20 protein-coding genes are annotated in these 21,075 nt (G+C 40.8%); 13 read left to right on the forward strand and 7 right to left on the reverse strand.

The features are described from left to right. Window positions 1–43 precede the first annotated feature (43 nt). A complete protein-coding gene (gene gatD, locus BP896_RS00940; protein ID WP_291764728.1) occupies window positions 44–1,378 on the reverse strand; it encodes a Glu-tRNA(Gln) amidotransferase subunit GatD in 1,335 nt (444 codons plus the stop codon). Window positions 1,379–1,731: 353 nt separating this feature from the next. On the opposite strand from gatD, the gene BP896_RS00945 reads away from it, so the two are divergent. Next, window positions 1,732–3,189 carry an aldehyde dehydrogenase family protein gene (locus tag BP896_RS00945; RefSeq protein ID WP_291764730.1) on the forward strand — a complete coding sequence of 486 codons (1,458 nt, stop codon included), beginning with the start codon at window positions 1,732–1,734 and terminating at the stop codon, window positions 3,187–3,189. A gap of 148 nt (window positions 3,190–3,337) precedes the next feature. Beyond that, window positions 3,338–4,783 carry an APC family permease gene (locus BP896_RS00950; protein ID WP_291764733.1) on the forward strand — a complete coding sequence of 482 codons (1,446 nt, stop codon included), beginning with the start codon at window positions 3,338–3,340 and terminating at the stop codon, window positions 4,781–4,783. Window positions 4,784–4,789: 6 nt separating this feature from the next. On the opposite strand, the gene BP896_RS00955 is transcribed toward BP896_RS00950, so the two are convergent. Further along, entirely contained in the window at window positions 4,790–5,530 is a 741-nt protein-coding gene (locus BP896_RS00955; RefSeq protein ID WP_291764734.1) for a 5-deoxy-glucuronate isomerase, read from the reverse strand. A 212-nt stretch (window positions 5,531–5,742) separates the two neighbouring features. Continuing rightward, a complete protein-coding gene (locus tag BP896_RS00960) occupies window positions 5,743–6,411 on the reverse strand; it encodes a hypothetical protein (RefSeq protein ID WP_291764735.1) in 669 nt (222 codons plus the stop codon). Window positions 6,412–6,579: 168 nt separating this feature from the next. On the opposite strand from BP896_RS00960, the gene BP896_RS00965 reads away from it, so the two are divergent. From BP896_RS00965 to BP896_RS00980, 4 genes are all read left to right on the forward strand, one after another. After that, the gene (locus BP896_RS00965; RefSeq protein ID WP_291764736.1) at window positions 6,580–7,593 is read left to right on the forward strand and encodes a hypothetical protein; all 1,014 of its coding nucleotides are present in this window, start codon (window positions 6,580–6,582) and stop codon (window positions 7,591–7,593) included. Between the two features lie 28 nt (window positions 7,594–7,621). Beyond that, entirely contained in the window at window positions 7,622–8,569 is a 948-nt protein-coding gene (locus tag BP896_RS00970) for an isoaspartyl peptidase/L-asparaginase (RefSeq protein ID WP_291764738.1), read from the forward strand. 28 nt (window positions 8,570–8,597) lie between these two features. After that, window positions 8,598–9,398, forward strand: coding sequence for a hypothetical protein (locus BP896_RS00975; RefSeq protein WP_291764739.1), 801 nt, complete (start codon window positions 8,598–8,600; stop codon window positions 9,396–9,398). A 115-nt stretch (window positions 9,399–9,513) separates the two neighbouring features. Continuing rightward, a complete protein-coding gene (locus BP896_RS00980; RefSeq protein WP_291764740.1) occupies window positions 9,514–9,840 on the forward strand; it encodes an SCP2 sterol-binding domain-containing protein in 327 nt (108 codons plus the stop codon). A gap of 5 nt (window positions 9,841–9,845) precedes the next feature. Here the strand turns inward: BP896_RS00980 and thrC are convergent, their stop codons facing one another. Next, window positions 9,846–10,865 (reverse strand): threonine synthase, encoded by a 1,020-nt coding sequence (thrC, locus tag BP896_RS00985; protein WP_291764742.1) that lies wholly within the window; start codon window positions 10,863–10,865, stop codon window positions 9,846–9,848. A gap of 490 nt (window positions 10,866–11,355) precedes the next feature. Between thrC and BP896_RS00990 the strand changes: the two genes are divergently transcribed. Further along, window positions 11,356–12,435 (forward strand): DEAD/DEAH box helicase, encoded by a 1,080-nt coding sequence (locus tag BP896_RS00990; RefSeq protein ID WP_291764744.1) that lies wholly within the window; start codon window positions 11,356–11,358, stop codon window positions 12,433–12,435. Here BP896_RS00990 and BP896_RS00995 read toward each other — a convergent pair. Together BP896_RS00995 and BP896_RS01000 are read right to left on the reverse strand one after the other, a co-directional pair. Continuing rightward, on the reverse strand, window positions 12,412–13,164 hold the full coding sequence (locus BP896_RS00995; RefSeq protein WP_291764746.1) for a hypothetical protein: 753 nt from the start codon (window positions 13,162–13,164) through the stop codon (window positions 12,412–12,414). The genes BP896_RS00990 and BP896_RS00995 overlap by 24 nt on opposite strands. Window positions 13,165–13,175: 11 nt before the next feature. Beyond that, window positions 13,176–13,544, reverse strand: coding sequence for a hypothetical protein (locus BP896_RS01000; RefSeq protein WP_291764748.1), 369 nt, complete (start codon window positions 13,542–13,544; stop codon window positions 13,176–13,178). A gap of 56 nt (window positions 13,545–13,600) precedes the next feature. Here BP896_RS01000 and BP896_RS01005 point away from each other — a divergent pair, with 56 nt between their 5' ends. The 3 genes from BP896_RS01005 (at window position 13,601) to BP896_RS01015 (ending at window position 16,743) form a co-directional block, all read left to right on the forward strand. Next, a complete protein-coding gene (locus BP896_RS01005) occupies window positions 13,601–14,239 on the forward strand; it encodes an ABC transporter ATP-binding protein (RefSeq protein ID WP_291764749.1) in 639 nt (212 codons plus the stop codon). Between the two features lie 142 nt (window positions 14,240–14,381). Further along, window positions 14,382–15,722 (forward strand): glutamine synthetase family protein, encoded by a 1,341-nt coding sequence (locus BP896_RS01010; RefSeq protein ID WP_291764750.1) that lies wholly within the window; start codon window positions 14,382–14,384, stop codon window positions 15,720–15,722. Between the two features lie 88 nt (window positions 15,723–15,810). Beyond that, window positions 15,811–16,743 (forward strand): 60S ribosomal export protein NMD3, encoded by a 933-nt coding sequence (locus BP896_RS01015; RefSeq protein WP_291764751.1) that lies wholly within the window; start codon window positions 15,811–15,813, stop codon window positions 16,741–16,743. Here BP896_RS01015 and BP896_RS01020 read toward each other — a convergent pair. After that, a complete protein-coding gene (locus tag BP896_RS01020) occupies window positions 16,711–17,433 on the reverse strand; it encodes a hypothetical protein (RefSeq protein WP_291764752.1) in 723 nt (240 codons plus the stop codon). The two genes, BP896_RS01015 and BP896_RS01020, sit on opposite strands and share 33 nt — an antisense overlap. Window positions 17,434–17,587: 154 nt before the next feature. Here BP896_RS01020 and BP896_RS01025 point away from each other — a divergent pair, with 154 nt between their 5' ends. From BP896_RS01025 to BP896_RS01035, 3 genes are all read left to right on the forward strand, one after another. Then, window positions 17,588–18,301 carry a hypothetical protein gene (locus tag BP896_RS01025; protein WP_291764753.1) on the forward strand — a complete coding sequence of 238 codons (714 nt, stop codon included), beginning with the start codon at window positions 17,588–17,590 and terminating at the stop codon, window positions 18,299–18,301. Window positions 18,302–18,529: 228 nt separating this feature from the next. Beyond that, the gene (locus BP896_RS01030) at window positions 18,530–19,966 is read left to right on the forward strand and encodes an MFS transporter (protein ID WP_291764755.1); all 1,437 of its coding nucleotides are present in this window, start codon (window positions 18,530–18,532) and stop codon (window positions 19,964–19,966) included. Between the two features lie 92 nt (window positions 19,967–20,058). Beyond that, entirely contained in the window at window positions 20,059–21,018 is a 960-nt protein-coding gene (locus tag BP896_RS01035; RefSeq protein WP_291764757.1) for a GNAT family N-acetyltransferase, read from the forward strand. Window positions 21,019–21,075: the final 57 nt, after the last annotated feature.

Here is a 21,075-nt window from a genome sequence, read left to right on the forward strand (position 1 = left end):
CTAATTAAGCCAACTGCTCCAGGCTTTTAAAAATGCCTAATCCTCATATACTTGGCTTAACTATATAATCAATGGGCCTTGTCCTTTGATCAATCTCATAGGCAAGTGGCGTAAGCATCAGCCTCCTAACCTCATTAATATCCCTTGAAGAGTTGGCTAAGACCCATGATAATTTAACGAAGGCGGCCTCAGGATGCATATCCTCACTTGGTATTACACCAATCCTAAGCAACTCCACACCCCTCCTATACACGTTTAAATTAACCCTACCGAATATTGTTTGACTGGATATTACCACAGGTATGCCTGACTCAATTGCCCTAGCTATTGATTTAAGTAACCACTCCCCTACATGCCCAAAGCCAGTACCCTCTATCACTATACCGTGGTAACCCTTATCCACCAAGTAATCCAGTAATTCACTACTCATGCCTGGGTAATACTTAATTAAGGCCACCTTATCATCAAACTTAGTACTACACTCCAATTGCCCCCTCCTCTTATAATCACTAGTATTCATTATTAGCTTACCCTCCCTAGTTAATACCCTGGCTATTGGCTCATGGTTCACTGATATGAATGCATCCCTTCTTGACGTATGCATCTTCCTAACCCTCACACCCCTATGAACAGCCACTACACCATCACTCGTACCCTCATGCATTGCAACCACCGACTCAGCGAAGTTGGCTTGAGAAGCCACTAGGGTTGCTGCGTAGAGGTTCTCGAAGGAGTCGCTTGAAGGCCTATCACTACTCCTTTGAGCCCCCACTAGGACAACTGGGCCTGGGGCTGACTTAAGGGCGAAGGCTAATGCAGCGGCTGTGTAATGCATTGTGTCTGTACCATGTAGGATAACAACCCCAACAACACCATCATTAAAGGCTTTACACGCCTCCTCTGCAATTGCACTCCACCTGGTTGGGGTCATGTCTTCACTGAATATTGACATTAAGTTAACCATCTCTATTGACGCCAAGTTCCTCAGTTCAGGGTACATTAGGTAAAGATCCTCTAGGCTGAAGCTTGGGTAAACAGCGCCAGTGACGTAATCAACCCTGGACATTATAGTACCCCCAGTAGCCACAAATCTAACCCTACCCCCAGTACCCCTCTCAGCCATTACTGTGCCATATGGTGGTACCTCAACCTTAGGTGGCTCATATTTGCCAAGAACCTCCACTGCCTGTATCTTATCTACATGAATGCCTGCGTTGTACCCATTCTCAAGCTTCACCAGTAATACATCAGGATCACCAACCTCAGGCCTAGGTAATATTAAACCCTCCAGTATTGAACCATCCTTTAAATGCACCCTAACCCTACTAAACTCCCCAATCCCCCCTAGAAGCGCCTTAACCCGCTCAGAGTAAGCCACGGTTAGGCTTAAGTAGAGCCCTTATAATACTTTATTAACAATATATTACAAGTAAATGGATTAATTTTCAATGAGATTACTGGGTAATTGACTATTCCTACCCTGGAGAGAATACTCTTATTATGGGATTAAGGACACATGGCTTAGAGTGGGCATTATGGTTAGTTTAGGTTAATTCATGAGGTAAGGTTAAAAACTCCGCAGGGTGAGTAATCATGGTGATGATGGGTCGATGAAGTGATGATTAATGATGTAGGAAGGGACGAACTGATTAACGATTATCCAGTAATACGCTTACATTATATTCATGTTACATAGGTGAAATTTAAAAAAAGTCCACATGACGCAGTATTATGAGTGAAAGGGGTGTATTCATTGGTAAGTTCATAATTCCACGGGATAGGGAATTCTATGAAATCAGGAATCCTGCTGATACTAGGCAGGTTATAGCTAAGTTCCCCAGGTTAAGGAGGGATGATGCCAGGGAGGCCATAGGTAAGGCTAAGGAGGCTTTCATTAAGTGGAGTAAGACACTACCTGTGGAGAGGGCTAGGATACTGTATAAGGTTGCAGACATTATTGAGTCCAGGGCTGATGAGATGGCGAAGACACTGACGCTGGAGGAGGGTAAGACTATTCCAGATAGCATGTTTGAAGTTGTTAGGACAGTTAACCTACTAAGGTTCTATGCAGGCCTAATAACAAGGGGCCAGGGTAAGGTTATTTCATCACAGGATAAGAACACGATCATAATGGCTATCAGGGAACCACTTGGCGTAATATCAGTAATAACACCATGGAACTTCCCATTATCATTACCAGCCTGGAAAATAATACCGGCAATAGCCACAGGTAATACTGTGGTTTGGAAGCCTGCAAGCATAACGCCGACAATAGCCTATGAGCTTGTTAAGGCATTCTACGATGCAGGATTACCAGAGGGTGTACTCAACCTAGTCACTGGGTCAGCCAGTGAGGTTGGTGATGAGTTAGTGACTAATAAGGATATTGATGCCTTAACCTTCACAGGTAGTTTACAGACAGGTAAGGAAATTAATGAGAAGATTGGTAAAATGAACAGGTTCATTAGGGTTCAACTTGAGTTAGGCGGCAAGAATGCCACAGTCCTATCCAAGAATGGAGACGTTAACTTAGCCGTTGAGTTAACGGTTAGGTCAGCCTTCGGTTTAACAGGCCAAGCATGTACAGCAACCTCAAGATTCCTAGTCCCCGAGGATATGCATGATGATGTTTTAGGTAAGCTTGTGGAGAGGACTAAGAAAATTGTTGTTGGTAATGGGTTAAAGAATGGTGTGGATATGGGGCCATTAGCCAGTAAGGAGCAGTATGATAAGGTACTTAGCTATATTGAGTTAGGGAAGAGTGAGGGAGCTAAGTTAGTTTATGGTGGTCAACCAATAAAGGGGAGTGAGGAATTTGACCACGGCTACTTCGTAATGCCCACAATATTTGATGGCGTAACACCAGACATGAGGATAGCTAAGGAGGAGATCTTCGGCCCAGTACTGGCCGTAATGACCTATAGGACACTTGATGAGGCAATAGACATAGTTAACTCCACTGAATACGGCCTAATAGCGGGAATAGTAACTAAGGATATTAGTGAAGCAGCTAAGTTCACTGAGGGTGTTAAGGTTGGTGTTGTTAAGGTTAATAAGCCAACAATAGGCCTTGAACCATGGGTACCCTACGGTGGCGTTAAGGGTTCAGGGAATGACATGTATAAGGAGATGGGTGAGGAGGCTATTGAATTCTTCACTAGGATTAAGGCAATATACATCGGCTACTAATCATTTAATACCTTAAGTACATTTAAACCCAGCCCTATTAAGTTTCAGTGAAATGAATATCCTATAGAGCTAGTGAATTTTCAATTAATGCATGGTGCACTCCTCATGATTAGGTTTATTAAACGTTTAATAAGAAATAAGTCCCGGCTTGAATTACCCATTACTCATGGCTGTGGCCACTAGCCGTGAATTAAAGAGAAGCTCAGTGGGCTTCCTGGGTTCACTCTATAATTCACTTGCGGGTCAAGCTCCAGCATACAGTATAGCTGGTGGTGCTGCATTAATAATGGGTAGTGCTAAGGCTGCTGCGCCATTAGCCATGTTAATAACACTACTCGGCGTCTTAACAATAGTTTACTCAATATTCGCTACTGCACGTAGGTATCCTCATGCAGCAAGCTTTTACGCCTACGTGGCAAATACAATTAACTCTAGGGTTGGATTCCTAAACGGTATTGTATATACCATATTCTACAGTATAGTGGGCATTGGGTCAGTTGCTGTGGCATTTGCTTACCTGGGTGTTGAGGGTATTTATGCGGTTACTGGCCAACAGATTAATCCATTCATTCTACTACCAATACCAGTAGTGCTTGCCCTAGTCCCAGCTGTATTAGGTATAAGGCCGAGTATTAGGACTGAGGCTACTTTAACCAGTATTGAGATAGCTGTACTATTAATCTTCGCTGCATTAACCTTCATTACTAATATAAGTAAGCTTTCAGCATTACCTTTTACCATAAATGGAGCATTCGCATCAACCCCCTTAGGTGCATTATCAGCATTATCAGGTGGTTTAGTCTTCGCAATAACTTACTTCATGGGTTTTGAAGTTAGTACTCAATTATCTGAGGAGGTTAAGGACCCGAGGAGGAATGTACCTGTGAGCACGCTATGGGCTACTGCGCTTATGGGCATATTATACGTACTCGTCACTTACTCAATACTTGTCAACATTGGTTACTCACAGTATGCTGTGGATAATTTTGTGAATGAGGCTTCAGGCATGGGTGTTAACCCAGTTTACACACTCATCGCCCACTATTTAGGTGAACCAGGCCTATTATTGTTTGCAGTAAGCGTTATTATTAGTGTGTTCAGCTGCTACTTAGCCACATTAAATGCCACAGCCAGGATGCTTTATGGTATGGCTAGGGATGGCTTATTACCAGCCTGGCTCTCCGATACTCACCCAAAATATGGGAGCCCACATAAGGCCCTCTACTTCAGTACAGCCATATCATTATTAACCATAGTACTGGCTTACTTAGCATCATACTTAAGCGGCTACATTAAGCCAATTCAGTTAACATACAATGCAATGCAGTACGCCTACGCCATAGACTCACTCTACTATGTAATAAGCCTAATATTAGTGGCGGTGGGGGCACTTATGATTGTTAAGCTATATGGTAAAGTCATTATAGCAATTGGTATTGCCCTACTGGCAACAACACTATATTACTCAGTAACCAATCAAGTATTACTCTACATACTAGTAGCGTCAATAGTATTAACAATTATCATAGAGTACACGATATTGAGGGATAGGTTAAGGAGAATTAAGTATTCAGTTTGCTTAAATTGTGGTTAACTACAATTACTTACCTAGCCTTAAGTGGGTTTGACCCATTGGTAGCCCACTGTATAGTGGATGCATGTTAACTGCAAGTGTCCTCTGCCCCCTTGGGGCAGCTATAACCCATGCATAGCTTATCCTATTAATCGTTGATGCTACGTTGGGATGGTAGCCTTTCCTTATTAAAACCACATCGAAGTCATGCACCACATATGCTAATTCCTCCTCTTCGCTCAGAATAAATTGAGCAGCGAAGCCAGGGTCTACGCCATAGAATATGTAGGCCTCAGGCTTCCCATCATGCCTATGAGGTGGGTAGGAGGTCCAGTTGCCAACAGACCCCTCAGTATAACCCATTAGGAAGGAGTCTGCTGGATCGCCTTCACCTATCATTGTGTATACACTCCTCTCATAGGGTGGAACACCAGATATCACTGGTTTTACTGACCCCCTCCTCTTCACGTAAAATTCCCTAACGTTATCAGCCCATGATTCAGCTAAGTAGGCTAATGTACCTGGGTTTAACTCAACCTTTAAACTTGATCCCTTAGGAATATATGCGGCATCAAAGCTGCTCATGTGTACACCGTTAATGCTCACAGACCCCTTTAACGTAAATAATAATCCCTCACCATTATTAATATTAATTACTGTTGATACCACCTTACTGGTAGTTATTGAACTAAGCTTGAAGTAGCCATCCTCAAACACCTTAACCCACTCATTATCCACCTTATGATAATCCCTATACCTGAAAATCATAATAGGGCAATACGCTGGATCCTTATAAAAATTAAATAGAAATAGTACGAGAACCTACACATTAAGCAACCTAATGGGTGTACTTCAATTAACTTTTATATGCATTCCTGAACCTTAACCCTTAAGGTGTATTATTTGATTAAATGTATGCATTGGTGTTAAGGTTAAAGGTAAATCATTAATGGCATCAGTATATTGGAAATTAAAGATTATCAGCTACTATTAACCTTATTGAATTCACTTGATAGGAATTGATTAAACTCAACACCATTAATAGTCATTGTAATGCTGTAGAAACCTGAGAGGGTATGCTTAGTTATATATGCCTTCGTGAGTACTCCATTTAACGATATGCAGAGGGTTACATTATAAGATTGCGCACTACTATTCGATACTGATGCATAGCAGTAACTGTATATGCCATTAACGTTAATTCTAGATAAGAAACTCCATGATGAGGATGATAATGAGTTAATCAAAGGTAATTCAGAAGGTGACGTATGCTGGCAGTAACTTAAAGTTAACCCACTCATAAGTGCCACGCATAAGTTATATTCATTATTACCAATATTATTCATTGCCACTAGGGTATTGGTTTGATTCCTAAGGCTTAATATAAGTAGGACCTTATTTAATGTATTCTGGGACCAGGTTATGCTTGGTCCAATAATTGATGATGAAATACCTATTATACCGAAGATACTTATACTTCCACTATACGTAATAGTGTAGTTAGCGGTGTATGTTGAACTACTCCACTTGCTCAACATTACCGTTGGGCTAGGCTTAGCTGGTGGGGTTAGCAGCATGTAGGATAATACGCCAACTACGGCTACGATTATCACTATGGCAACTACTATAATTAACCTAAGCCTACTCATACCTAGGTTTTTATGTTGGGATTTAATAAGTTATCGTCATCCTTAACTAACCCATGATTAAGCTCAGTTAAGTCTCTGTATTTTGCTTCGGATTAATGATTGTGAAGTACAGTAGTTACTTAATACTCGCATAAAATATATTAAGTACTTACCACTCTTAGTAACACAGTGGGTACTTTAAAGTATAGTGCATATGGTATTGTTACACTAGCTGGATACATACTTTTCTTAGCCTCCCTTAGGCTAACCAATATAGCCGCTGGAGTCTTATTCATAGCCATGTTCACTTTATCCCAATTAATAGGCCTACTCCTAGTGTCAAGAATAGGGGCCGGTGATACACTCTCAATCGCCTTATCAATAGGTGCAGTTGGTAGTTTCATTCATGCATTAAATAACTCGTACATTGGTAACTCATTATTAGGCTTAGGAATGGGGCTTTACTTCATGGCGTTAATAGGGGTTATTGGAATAATATTAAGCAGTAGTGGTTTAATAGACTATATAATGTATGTTTATTCAGGCTTATTCGGCGTTGGTTTAGTAATAGGTGTTTTATCATCAGTACTTAACAGTAGCGTACTCTTCATAACTATAACAGTCCTAATGCTTTCATTATCATTCTACTTATCCTTATCCTCGATTTACTTCAAGCCGAGGGGAACTAAGTTAAGATATGCAGTAACTAATCAAGCAATGTTCATAATAGCTGTGTTTGTGTCCTTCTCCCTACCATATATGGTTTCCTCAGCCATATTACTGTCTAAGTATTGGCTTGGTTCACTATACGTATTGTCAATACCATTATCAATAATTCCAGTGCACCTAATGGTTAAGAGGTGGGGATTATCATATTCATTAAGGCTTTCAATAATTATGCTTGCTGCATCATCGATATTAACCTACATTTTCAATAACCAATTCGCTTTAATCGCAGTGGCTGCATCATCAATGATGATTTACTCAATAATTCTTCAATTGCTTGCATCAATTTCAAGCCCAATACTCTACATGCCTACCCTGGCGGTAGCCTATGGAATATCATCAGTGTTAACAATCCCAATAGGGTTAGCCCTAGGAATTAAGGTAGGTTACTTGGTAATTGGGTTAATGTCATTACTACTAATACTACTGCTTAAGATCATTAAGGAGCCTGTTTACCAAGTTCCTAAGGCTAATTAATTTAAAAGGTTCATTTAAGCACCCTCAAGTGGAGCCAATAATAGTGATTCACGGTGGCGCAGGTGGATATAGGTTCAGTAATGATGAGGAGAGGCTTAAGTATGTGAAGGAGCTTGAAAATGCAACCATTAATGGGCTTAAGGCATTACAGAATGGAAGCGCAGTGGATGCTGTTGAGGCTGCAGTATCCGATATGGAGGATTCAGGGTTCTTCGATGCTGGTAAGGGTTCGGTCCTAACCATAAGTGGTAATGTGGAGGTGGATGCTGGTATAATGGATGGGGGATCAATGAGGATAGGGGCGGTGGCCGCGGTTAAGAATGTAGCCAACCCAATTAAGTTGGCTAGAATGGTTATGGAGAAGACAAACCACGTCATTATTACCGGGGATGGGGCAACGGAATTAGCTAGGTTATGGAAACTATATACACCAACGCATAAACTCTACAGTGACGCTAAGTCAAGGAGGTATGAGGATATGCTTAGGGATTACATGAACGGTAAAGGTTACTTCAGCAGCAACCTTAAGTTAATTAGTGAATTAGGAATAGGAGATACTGTGGGGGCTGTGGCGTTGGATAAGGATGGTAACTTAGCTGCCGGTACATCCACGGGTGGTGTGTGGCTGAAGCTTGACGGCAGGGTTGGTGACTCACCAATACCTGGGGCAGGCTATTGGGCTCAAAACGGTGTTGCAGCCTTCTCAGCCTCAGGGCTGGGAGAGATCATAGTGAGGAGCATGATTTGCATTAGGGCAGCTTACCTAGTTGAGAATGGGTTAAGCATAGGGGAGGCGTTAAGGAGGGTTGTGGGTAATGTTACTGAGAGGTATGGTAACGGGTTGGTTGGCGTAATAGGAATTGATGCTAAAGGTAACGTTGCCTCCTCATTTAATACAAGCGCCATGGCCAGGGCCTGGGGGAAGGGGGGTAGAGTTATGAGGATTGCCTTCTACCCTGATGATGCATGGCCATAGGTATTAAACCGTGAACGGTGCATGAGTAATGCAGTACCAGCATGCTGTGGCGAGGCTACCTGAGGATTTAAGGGCCATGGTGTGTAAGTGGTTAAGACTAGGTGTGGTTGATAATGAAGGTGGATTAATTAAGTCAGCCTACGTAACATTAGATGGCTCAATAATGCTGGTGGGTGATGTTGTTAAAAGATTTGAGGAGAGTGGTGTGGGGTTGAGGATAAGTAATGGGCTTTACCTGCAGGAATTCTTCAATTGGATACCGTGGATTAATGGACTCTGCGAAGAGGTGGGGGTTGAGGAGGTTGAACCCATTGGTATGAGGCTGCTGGGCTTCTCACCATTCCCATACCTAGAGTATGGGGATGTGGTGAGTGGGTATGTTAAGGTTATTGAGGCTTATGGCAAGTACATAAGTGGTTCATATAATGATGCCCTCTATAGGATATGGGGGCTTGGTGGCGTGAGGTTTGATGAACAGGTTGACTTAGTCATAATAGCTGATGACGAATTGATAGCACATCACTTCCTAGACATTAGGAGAACCGAACACAGAGGTTTCACTGTGTCAGCTAGGTACCTTTCATTTGGTTTCGATAGATCAATACTAGTTCATCCATTTGTAAGTGATGTAATTCATAGGGAGGTAGCTAAAAGCATGCTGAATAGGAATGATGTTAAACCAGTGGGCTACTTTACAGTGAATTATGATGAAAGTGAAATACTTGATGTAGTAATCTATAAGTGGCCTTTAATAAACCCACTACCACTCATTAGTAGGACTGTGGCGGAAAGGAATATTCATATTAAGGACCTGATAAGGTATAAGTAAGATTCCTAAGCTTATAGGCGGTGGTTAAATGGCCATCAATACTAAGTATAATGTTAAATCATAAGTGGTGATAATTTAAGTAACGTTTAATAAGTGGACTTAAGGTACTTTAGGTATGAGTACAAGTAACGATCCATACGCTTTAATTGAGGCTAAGGTTAAGGAAGCTGAGGGATTATTAAGCAATGTTAAGGGTGTTAAGGTGTTTCAATTCAAGGGTAATGATTATGAACCCTTCTACGTAATGATTAATAATGGATCATTAATAATTAATAAGGGTACTTACAGCAACCCAACGTTAACAATTCAAGTTTCAGGGGATATTCTTGTTAAATTGCTTAATGGGCAAATAGACCCAGTTCAAGCATATTTAAGTGGTTTAATTAAGTTAAGCGGTGATTTAATGGAAGCCATGGCTTTAGTATCTCTCATTACTCATTAGTCATTTTATTTGACTGAATCAGGATCCTTTAAACCATGCCCAGTTAACACCAGTACAGTGCACTCACCATTGCTTATCACGCCGTTTCTGATTAATTTAACATAAGCAGCATATGTTGATGCACTGGCTGGTTCAACAAAGATACCCCTCCTAGCTAACCTACTTCTAGCAATCATTATCTCATTATCATTAACCGTAACCAATAACCCACTTGAATTATTAACAGCCTTAAGAGCCTTAAGCCAATTCACTGGCCTACCAATCCTTATCGCTGACGCCACAGTCTTAGGCTCCTTAACCTCAATTAACTCATTAGCCCCCCTCCTCCATGTTTCATAAAGTGGCGATGCGCCCTCAGCCTGAACACCAATCATTCTAGGAATCTTATCTATTAACCCAACTTGCATTAATTCCCAGAAACCCTTCCATATTGCGTATATGTTACCTGCATTGCCAACAGGCACTATTACATTATCTGGTGCTTTAATGTCCTCATACACCTCATAGGCTATGCTCTTTTGCCCCTCAAGCCTCCAGACGTTTATTGAGTTTAGGGAGTATGCCTTACCAGCCTTAAACATACTCATTGCCTCAGTTAACGCATCATCAAAGTAACCATTGATACTCATTATGTCTGCACCATGGATAATTGATTGAACTAACTTCCCCCTAGCTACCTTACCACTGGGTAAGAGCACTATGGTCCTTAACCCAGCCCTGGCACCATAAGCTGAGGCTGAGGCTGCAGTATTACCGGTGGATGCAACAACAATATTACTAACCCCTATTGCCTTAGCTAAACTAACCCCAATAGCCATACCCCTATCCTTAAATGAACCAGTTGGATTAAGGCCCTCAAACTTACCGAATAAACCCTTACTAATCCTTATTAATGGCGTCCCACCCTCATTAAGCGTAATCCTATGCTTAGGTTCAGGCAGTAACTGGGAATACGACCAAACACCCAGCCTTCTCCTATACTTAAGTTTAACATCCTTAGGCACCTCAGCCAGAATAGCCTCCATTAGTGAGCCGCATCTTGGGCATGTGAACCTACCCGCCTCAGGTTGGGTTTCATACCCACATTTAGGGCATTTAAAAATATACTTACCTAACCCTATCCTGTTTCCTCCACAACCCCCACCTGCTCTGAGGAGTTTACTTAAGCTATTTATAAGTATTACTGGTAATATTGAGGAAATGGAGTATTGTGATTCCTAGGTGCAATTAAATTACAGCATTGGTGAGTGGGTTTAACCTTATTGAGGAGGAGAGGCAAAAAGGCATTTGATTTTAAACGAAAGCCCGAGTTTTAACCCTCTGTTATTACAGTAGAGTAGCCTATTTATAAGTATTACTCCATGGTGTTTCAACGTATATTATACTAATGTAAGTAAAATAACAATAATATATTTAGCTAATTCCCCACAGTATTAGTAAGGCATTATTATACTTGCCTTAAAGCGTTTAAAGGGACCGTTTTATTAATACCTAGGCTTAGTAGTTCGAGGAATCATGGTTTTCAACCTACTTAAGGAACAGCTTAGGCAAGCAATAAGTGAATACGGTTTTAGTGAACCCACTGAGGTTCAAAGAAGCGTTATCCCTAAGATACTTAATGGCTTTAATGTAGCAATGCAGGCTAGGACTGGAAGCGGTAAGACTGCAGCATACTTGCTTCCAACCATGAACATGATGAAGGGTAACTTAGGTGAGGCACTGGTAATTTCACCAACACGAGAGCTTGCGCTTCAAATAATGAATCAATTCCTAATCTTCAATAAGTACACTAAATTTAACAGTGCAGTTATCTATGGTGGTGTCGGATACGGTAGTCAAATTAAGGCTCTTAAGGATGCATCCCTAATAGTGGCAACCCCAGGTAGGCTACTTGACCTCACTGATAGGTCAATTGTGGATTTAAGTAATGTTAAGTACTTTATTATTGATGAAGTAGATAGGATGCTTGATATGGGTTTCATAAATGATGTGTACACTATATCAAGCCTAACTAGTAATAGGAGGCAAACCCACGCGGCTACGGCAACATTACCCAGTGAGGTTCATGATGCTGTTAAGAGGATTTTAAGGAATCCAGTATTCATAAGGGTTAGTAATCATGAGTATGAATTACCAATGGTTGATCAATTAGTTTACCTTGTGAATGGCTCATGGAGGAGTAAGTATGAGTTAACTGGTAAAATAATTGAAGGTAAGTCAATAATATTTGCCAACACCAGGGAAAGGGCCTATAAATTGTATAGGCAGCTGCGGGATGATGGCTTAAGGGTGCTTCTACTGCATGGTGGCATGAGGCAGGAAGCTAGGGAAAGCGCTCTACATAGGTTTAGGGAATTGCCCACTGGTTCATTAATATCCACTGACTTAGCATCAAGGGGGCTTGATATAATTGATGTAAGCCTAATACTTAACTTTGATGTGCCTAGGGATCCTGAAACGTACATACATAGGATAGGGAGGACAGCAAGGCTTAATAGGAGAGGTAAGGCAATAACCCTAGCCACTAGGGATGAGTTAAGAATATTAAATGAAGTAACTAAGTTAACTGGTTCAGATTACGTTTTGGCTAATTAAGGGGATTATTAAAGCATGCATTAGGGCGTAATCAGCTATTATGTTGCCTGCCACTAAGTAGATTACGTAGGATACTGCCAAGATAAATACGTAGGGGTAATTATACATCATCCAGATCCATGAGTCCTTAGGCAAGTTAGACACGTAGGACTCCGCATCACTCCCAGCCCTAATTAATGAACCACCTGGACTTGAGTAGGCTAGGGGTGTTTTGAGTATTGACTCAACACTGGAGCATCTTAGTAGAATTAGCTTAGTTAAACTTAAGTTACCGCATCTTCTACGGTTTTTAACATTATTATGAATGTTAATCATCATTAAGGTAAGCGTTGGTATAACTGAATTTATTAAAACTGAGATAATTGGTAGGTTAAGGATTAGGAGCATTGGATTAAGGATTAACGGTGGTGGCGTGGCAAGTGATATGAGTAATACGGCTATTGAATCAGCTTCACCCATAAATTTACCTATATATATTGAGGCTGCAAGTATTACGCCAACCACAACATCAATAATGTATCCCCCCTCAATAATCATGTTGTTAATGGCTAGGTAAATGGTTAATGGTATAGCTGCAATGGCCGGTATCCAAAGCTTATCATTAATTAACCTACTCCTGTAATCCTCAATACCCGCTATCATTAATGATGAAAGAACAAGCATATATGAAGCCACATAGATTAATAAACCGTAAATTAACATAATTCTTAAATCACCGTTAGTACTCATTTACTTTAAATTCACCTTGAAGCCCTAACAGTAGCTATTGAGTTATCAGCAATACCGTACCTCCTCATCTCCTCTGCATTACACCAAACCTCACCCTTAGGCACCTTATCATTAACAACAGTGTTCATTATGTACCTCCTCTCCCTCGATCCACCACCCACAAGCACTAACTCAACCTTATCAGTGATGCCGAGCTCTGATGCAACCTGTGGATTAAGCATTGCCTTACCCTCCTCAACATCATTGCTCCTCCTAACCCTGAGCCTCCTCTCCCTAGCGGCCTTCTTCTCCTCCTTAACGTAAGCATCAGGCCTTAGGAAGGATGGTATAAGTAGCTTAGGCTTTTCCTCAGGCTTCTTCTCACCCTCCCCTTGACTCATATGTATGGGTCTCTAGCCCTAAATTTAAATGCTTTATTTAGTGGCTAGGGTTACCAATGCTTGAGGTTATTAATGTTAAGGTTAAGTATAAGAGTAGGAGAGGCGTAATTGAGGCATTGAGGGGCGTATCACTTAGGCTTAATAATCCACTTCTAGTCGCTGTGATTGGTCCTAGCGGTAGTGGTAAGACAACGCTACTTAAGGCCATTGCAGGTAGGATTCCCTATGAAGGGTCAATTAAAGTAATGGGTCTTGAAGTTAAGGATAATAAGAGGAAGATGGATGAACTAGTATTCTACCTACCAGTGGGTGAGGTGCTTATTAATGACTTAACAGTTAATGAATCCGTTGAATTAGCCTCAATGAGCAATCATGGTGGTAGTGTAAGCGTAGGTAGCCTACTTGAGTGGCTTGGTTTAAGTAACTTAGGTAATAGGAGGATAATTGAATTAAGCACCGGTGAAAAAAGGAGGGTTGAGTTAACTGTTGCCTTAATTAAGGGTCGGAGGGTAATCCTAATTGATGAACCCACAGTGGGTTTAGATGAGGATAATGCACGTAGGGTTGGTGAATTACTTAAAGCGGCGTCAAGGCAGGGTAGATTAGTAATAGTGGCGACTCATGATCCAATACTACTAGAGTACTCCGACTTAGTGTACGGAATGAGAGATGGCTTACTGCACCTATACTTGTAAAAAATTAACTTACTGTAAGGTGAAATACCAGGCAAATTGACTACAATAACAGTAGTAGGAATATTCTAATAGGCAATATATTGAACGTAATTTTTAGTTAACTAGACAGTAAAGGTTTATAAGGGGTATTCAGAAGATCACCGTGCCACAGGGTTCAATAAAGGAAACCCTAAGTAAAATAGACCCACTAGACGTGTGGAGGATACTGAAGTCGGCGGGGGTAAAATATGTAAAACCAATACTAATGGACATACATGGTAGACCCAGGGCTGAGTTAATGCCCATAGATGCCGCCAAGGATATACTCACTGATGGAATGCCCTTCGATGGTTCATCAATACCAGCCTACGCCACTGTTAATAAGAGCGACTTCGTTGCCCTACCCGACTTTAGATCAATATTCATCGAGAGCTGGAATAGTTCAAAGATAGTTGACATATTCCTCAGTGTACTTGACGATTCAGGTAAACCCAATGTACTTGACCCACGCAATGTACTTATGCAGACCCTTAGTGAATTAGCAGCTGAGAACATGTATGTTAAGATGGGTGTTGAGGTTGAGTTCTTCATCGTTAAGGAGAATGGGGGTAAGCCTGAGTTAGCTGATGATGGCCTATACTTTGAGGGTAGAAATAGCTCCATGTTACTTAACCCAATATCCAAGATACTTGAGAACCTTGAGGCCCTAGGTATTGGTTGGAGTAAGGTTCATCATGAGGTTGCGCCATCACAGTATGAGATAAACATCCCAGTTAATGATCCATTGAAGATAGCCGACATGATGACCATATATAAGTTAATGGCCAGGGATGTTGCCGGTGAATTTAACCTAGTCTCAACCTTTATGCCTAAACCCTTCTGGGGGATTAATGGTAGTGGCGCGCACACCCACATAAGTATATGGAGTGATGGTGTTAACCTCTTTGAATCAAAGACTGAGGAGGTCACTGAGCAGTGCCGCTACGCCATTGGAGGTATATTGAAGTTTGCTAAAGCAATAAGTGTACTAGTTGCACCAACCGTTAACTCATATAAGAGGCTTGTACCTCATCATGAGGCGCCAACCAGGATAGTTTGGGGTTATGCAAATAGGTCAGCTATGATTAGGATACCCTACTATAATAAGAGGGTTAACAGGATTGAGTATAGGCACCCTGACCCAAGCATGAACCCGTACTTAGCCTTCACTGCAATGATTAAGGCTGCGGTTTACGGAATTAAGAATAAGGTTGAGCCACCAGCCCCAATAACTGACATAGCCTATGACTTAAAGGGGGTACTGGAAACACCAGTTAACCTTGGTGAAGCCGTGGAGGAATTCGCCAAGAGTGAGGCCTTCAGCTTCCTGCCCAGTGAAACGGCTAAGGCTTACATTGAGGTTAAGAACCAGGAGTGGAGTGAGTACTCAGCTGTGTATAATTGGAAGGAAACTTGGAACGTAATCACGCCATGGGAATATGAGAGGTACTTAAAGGCCGCTTGAAATCATAATCTAAGTTTTGATTTAAACATTAATTTAATTCATACCATAGTAAAGTTATTTAAGCCAAGGGTACCTAAGTTTAATTATAATGCTGAGGAAAATATGCCCAGTATGTGGCAGGGAGACTGATGTACTCATTGAGGGCGTCTGCCCAGACTGCTATAGGTTAACCCATAAGATAATTGAAGTACCGAGTGAGGTTAATATCCTCATGTGCTATGGCTGTGGCGCCTACTTCATTAATGGTAGGTGGAGTAGGGGTATTGGAAGCCTTGAGAAGCTAATATCATCGAAAATAAGGATTAAGGGTATTGCTGATAATATTAGTATTAGGGTCTTTAGAGATGAGGCTAAGATTAAGGTTAAGGGTAAGGCAAGTGAATTAATGCCTAATAGTTATGAGGAGGAGTACACTGTTAAGTTAATGTTTAAGAGGGACTTATGCCCATCCTGTAGGGCTGAATTAATGGAGAAGGAGGAGGCGATTATTCAAGTAAGACTTATTGGTGGTGATTTAGGTGAATTTAAGGCTAAGGTAATGGATATAGTCAGAATGACGTTGGCTAAGGGTGAGGATAGGGGTAGGGTGATTAAGGTTGAGGACGTTAATGGTGGTTTTGACATAAAGGTCACTAACCAGAGATTGGCAAGGTCTATTGCATTAAATGTGCATAGGGAGTTACCAAGCTTCATGCAGGAAACCAGTAAGGTAGTAGGCTATAGGGGGGATAAGAGGATTGAGAAGAGGTCAATCTCAATCCACCTAATTGGATTAAGTAAGGGGGAAGTGGTTAACATTAGTGGTATTGATTATTTAATTAAGTCTCTTCATAAGGATCACGTGGATTTAGTGAAGCTGAATGATGGTTCATTAGTGAGTATTAAGTATGGTAAGTTAACGCAGGTTAAGTTAAGTCAAGTTAAGGATTACTCAGTATCATGCAGTAGTGGTAAAGTGATAATTAATATTAATGGATTACAATATACTTTAAATAACGTTAACTTGATATGCCCTCAGTAACCTAGCCACACACTCCATATTGTTAAACCTTAATAGAGTATTATTTGGGGCTGTTATTAATACTCCGCATTCAATGAGTGATGAAGGATCAATAACCCTACCAAGGCAGTTACTTAATTCCCTAATACCAATCAAGTATTGGCCATTAACCTGCACTGAAATCCTGCCTAAGCATTCCATGGGATCTGTGAAGTCGTTATTAACATATGTTATTGTACCATTAACCTTAACTACAATTCCAATATCCTGTAGTAAACCAAGCATAGACCTTAATGCAACCCTATTAACCCATGCTGCAGGTGATTCCAATGCAATCCTATTATTCAACTCCATTAGAACATCATCCTCCTTAGCCTTACCTAAATCCCTTAAAACATCAATAAGCAACCTATATTGTGGTAGTTCACTTACCAAATACTCATGAAACGCCATAATGCCATGCTCCTTAATACCATTAACCAACTCCTCCCCACGGCTTGTTAATGAAACGGCATCATCATGCACGGTTACTACCCCAAGCTTCTCAAAGAACCTAGTTATGTCACCCTTCCCCTTACCGAAGTCTAAGCCTGAATTCTTCAAGTCATTAATGTTAGCAACCCCATTATCCCTAATGTATGTTAAATAGTTAATGAGCCTACTTAGGCTTATGCGAGGGAATGGTATACTCCTCTGAATAGTCAACCTCATGCATGAGTCACCTCCTCATCTTTTAAAGCAGAACTGAATACTTAAATAATAATACGTTAAAATAACTACACCATTCTTTAAAGCAACCTGGCTTAAGCCTCCTCGTCATTAAGGATGAGTAAGGTTAATTAATGCTCATTAAGGCCAGTAACCCATGTTAAGCAGAGTCATTGAGGAATTATGCAGTAGCGGAGCCACAGTTATATTATTCGGGTCAGTGAATAGGCCCAGGGACTTCTCAAGATACCTCAGTGACATTAATGTCCTAGCATTAGGTGGTTCAAGGGTTAATGAGGTTAATGGCTTTATCTCACTAATTCAAACTAATGCAGATACATTAACTAATAGGTGCTACTATGGTGACCCATTATGCATATGGTTAATTAGGGATTCTAGGATAATTTGCGGCTCACCACCAGAGTTTAAGTTTAATGTAACAACATGGACTATTGATGCGATTAGGCAATTAATATTAAACAACATGGCATTACTCTACGAGAACATACTCCTTGGTAATTCAACATGGGCCCTCAATAATGCTTACCACGCTATTAAGCTAGCTGCAATATACAAGACTATTGATGAACCAACCTTGGACGACTTAGAGTTAGCTGATAGGATTAACGGCAAGTTATCTAACTTACTCCTTAGGCTTCATAAACTCAGGTTAAATGACCTAGTGATTAATATTGAGGATGCTGATAAGGTTGCCGAGGAAGTTGGAACCATTATAGGTGTTAGGCTACCAAGTGTAGGTAACGTGAGGGAGAAGGCTTTAGGTAATCCCTATGCCTCAATACAGTGTGATAATTACGGCTGCTTAGTGTTCAAGAGTGATGAGGAGCCGTGGAATTACTACTACGTATAATCTCCTTACCCCTTCTTAAAGGGTAAGGTTCCATGTGGGTTTCCTATGTTGGCTTTTTGGTATGGATTTAATGGTTTGCTGATTCACTTAAGCAATTTAAAATGTAGGAAAAACAGAATTCATAAGCCATCCTACCATAAGTGATGAAACCTTAGGTACGTTATGGTAAGTTCAGTTTAATTGAGTGATTGAGTAATATTTAAAAGGTTAAATTTACGTTGAATCATCATGGATAAGGTTCAATTCATTGTGTTACTGCTATTGACTCTCTCATCATTTATGGTTGCCTTAGACAGCACCATAGTGATTCTGGCGCTTCCAGTAATGCTCACTGCACTTCATACCGACTTATCCACATTAATATGGGTGATTCTAATATACATATTGTCTGTAACAATATTCTCAACACAGCTAGGTAAGTTAGGTGACATAAAGGGTAGGGCAATGATGTTTAACCTAGGTATAATACTATTCGGTATTGGTAGTGCATTATGTGGTTTATCAACCAATGCAGTGGAGTTAATTGGGTTTAGGGCTGTTCAAGCCTTTGGCGGTTCATTAATGTCCAGTAATACAATGGCCATAGCCAGTGATTACTTCCCAACCAGTAGGAGGGGTTTCGTATTTGGTACAACCAGCATGGGTTGGAACCTAGGTGCAGTAGCCGGCATACTAGCTGGGGGTGTTATAACAACTTTCATAGGCTGGAGGTGGATATTCTATATTAATGTACCCATAGCCATCATTAGCTTCATAATGGGTTTAATATACCTTAAGGATAGGGGTATTAGAACATGGCAGGGCTTTGATGTTCCTGGTGCAGTAACATTAGGCTTATCCCTCGGCCTATACTCGATGGCTGGGATAACGTATTCGGGAATTGGATATAGTGAGGAGGTTGGCTTAATGCTAGTGGTAGCTACGGTATTGTTTGTGTTATTTCTTTACGTTGAAGTGAGGGCTAAGTACCCTTTAATTGGGTTAAGCCTATTTAAAATAAGGATGTTCACTTTATCTAGCTTATCATACTTCTTCCAATACATGGCTAATAACGCTGTACTCTTCTTAATAATAATGTACCTGCAGGGGGTTAGGGGTCTTAATCCCTTTGAAGCATCGCTTTGGCTAATACCAGGTTACTTAATAGGTTCATTATCGGCAACCCTTAGTGGTAGGTTAGCTGACAGGTTTGATGCGAGGGTTATAGCCTCAGTTGGCTTAACTCTTCAGGCGGTAGCCTACGTACTCTATGATACTTTACTGGCATTAAACACACCACTTTACTTAATAGTTGTTGCAACTACAGTAAGTGGTACAGGTGCAGCCATGTTCTTTGCGGCAAACGGTAAAATGGTTATGCATGAGGTTCCAAGTAACCTATATGGGGTTGCCTCAGGAACTAATAGGACCATAGGCAACATAGGCATGTTATTAAGCTTCATAGTGGCTATAGTGGTGTCATCAGCTGCAGTACCAAGGAGCATTGCCTTCCAAATATTCGTTGGTGCATCAACACTAACCCCAAGCCTCATGGAGCCATTCATTAATAGCCTCCACGTGGCTTTTAGGGTATCTTTGGTATTAATAATTATAGCCATAGTAACCTCATGGAGTAGGACAAGAGTACCAATGACTCAGCGGAAGGAGATAGCTAATAATCCTTAAACATCATTAAGCATTTATGAGGCTAAAAATTAACTCCCTTACTACTATGGCTACAGTAATGTTTTTACACTAAATGCAGCGTAATGTGATTAATGATGCTTAGGATTTCGCCTAAGGATGCTTCAAGTGATGAACAATGCCTCATACTTAAACTACTCTGTGAGTGCTTTAGGGATGCATGTAGCCTCGTCAATTATGCATGTAATGGGGATTTAATGGAGTTATTCAATAATTATCCTTACTATAAGCCTACCTGGGTATTCGCAGTGAAGGATGGTGGTGAATTAGCCTCCATGCTTTACATTGTTGACCGCTTAATTAAGGTTAATGGTGAGGCTATTAATGTTGGTGGTGTTGCTGGAGTGTGTACTAGTGTTAAGCGTAGGGGTAGGGGTTATGCTAGTAGTTTACTTAAGTATGCTGTTGATGAGTTGAGGGGTAATTATGACGCCTTAGCATTATTCACAACATACGGTAGTTTAGCCTATTCAATCTATAGGAGGGTTGGTTTTAAGGATGTTTACCTAAGGGAGTATGGCATAGTACCAGTAATTGATCTGAGGCAGTTTAGCGATAGGGAGTTAAGCGTAAGTAATGCTAATGAGTCTGATGCTGATGCGCTCCTTAGGATTTATAATAGTGAGGTTAAGGACCTTGATGGAGTTTTAATTAGGAATAGCGACTACGTTAGGGGTCATGTGATTAAAGCCACTTGGTTAAGGTTAACAAGAGGCACTAATGTGAATGTACTTAAGTTAAGTAATGGCACTGGCACATTAGCTTATGCTTTAACCACTGGTATTAATGATGATGGCGTAATTACTGTGGAGGAGGTTGCCTCAATTAACTGTGAATCAGCATTAACATTACTAAACCACATTGCCAAGGTTAATGGGGCTAAGGGCTTAATAATCTATGCGCCACCTAAATTACTTAAATGCATTAATGCTCAAGTCTTTAAGGCGCCAAGCACTTATATGGTAATGAACCTAGGAGGCATTAATTATGGGGAAATTAAGGAACCATACATATACAGGGTTGATCAGTGGTAATTCCTAATTGCTAATTCACTTAATGCTTAGTTAAGCATAAATTAGGGTTACTTATGG

It is taken from the genome of Caldivirga sp. UBA161 (assembly GCF_002506515.1).
GTDB lineage: Archaea > Thermoproteota > Thermoprotei > Thermoproteales > Thermocladiaceae > Caldivirga.

What these genes read in the sequence shown, in the direction of transcription:
- BP896_RS01005 (WP_291764749.1), top strand. Translation starts at nt 13,601, where the DNA reads ATGCTTGAGGTTATTAATGTTAAGGTTAAGTATAAGAGTAGGAGAGGC.
- thrC (WP_291764742.1), bottom strand. Translation starts at nt 10,865, where the DNA reads ATGGAGGCTATTCTGGCTGAGGTGCCTAAGGATGTTAAACTTAAGTAT.
- BP896_RS00975 (WP_291764739.1), top strand. Translation starts at nt 8,598, where the DNA reads ATGCAGTACCAGCATGCTGTGGCGAGGCTACCTGAGGATTTAAGGGCC.
- BP896_RS00995 (WP_291764746.1), bottom strand. Translation starts at nt 13,164, where the DNA reads ATGAGTACTAACGGTGATTTAAGAATTATGTTAATTTACGGTTTATTA.
- BP896_RS00955 (WP_291764734.1), bottom strand. Translation starts at nt 5,530, where the DNA reads ATGATTTTCAGGTATAGGGATTATCATAAGGTGGATAATGAGTGGGTT.
- BP896_RS00960 (WP_291764735.1), bottom strand. Translation starts at nt 6,411, where the DNA reads ATGAGTAGGCTTAGGTTAATTATAGTAGTTGCCATAGTGATAATCGTA.
- BP896_RS01020 (WP_291764752.1), bottom strand. Translation starts at nt 17,433, where the DNA reads ATGAGGTTGACTATTCAGAGGAGTATACCATTCCCTCGCATAAGCCTA.
- BP896_RS01025 (WP_291764753.1), top strand. Translation starts at nt 17,588, where the DNA reads ATGTTAAGCAGAGTCATTGAGGAATTATGCAGTAGCGGAGCCACAGTT.
- BP896_RS01030 (WP_291764755.1), top strand. Translation starts at nt 18,530, where the DNA reads ATGGATAAGGTTCAATTCATTGTGTTACTGCTATTGACTCTCTCATCA.
- BP896_RS00980 (WP_291764740.1), top strand. Translation starts at nt 9,514, where the DNA reads ATGAGTACAAGTAACGATCCATACGCTTTAATTGAGGCTAAGGTTAAG.
- BP896_RS00945 (WP_291764730.1), top strand. Translation starts at nt 1,732, where the DNA reads ATGAGTGAAAGGGGTGTATTCATTGGTAAGTTCATAATTCCACGGGAT.
- BP896_RS00990 (WP_291764744.1), top strand. Translation starts at nt 11,356, where the DNA reads ATGGTTTTCAACCTACTTAAGGAACAGCTTAGGCAAGCAATAAGTGAA.
- BP896_RS01015 (WP_291764751.1), top strand. Translation starts at nt 15,811, where the DNA reads ATGCTGAGGAAAATATGCCCAGTATGTGGCAGGGAGACTGATGTACTC.
- BP896_RS01035 (WP_291764757.1), top strand. Translation starts at nt 20,059, where the DNA reads ATGATGCTTAGGATTTCGCCTAAGGATGCTTCAAGTGATGAACAATGC.
- BP896_RS01000 (WP_291764748.1), bottom strand. Translation starts at nt 13,544, where the DNA reads ATGAGTCAAGGGGAGGGTGAGAAGAAGCCTGAGGAAAAGCCTAAGCTA.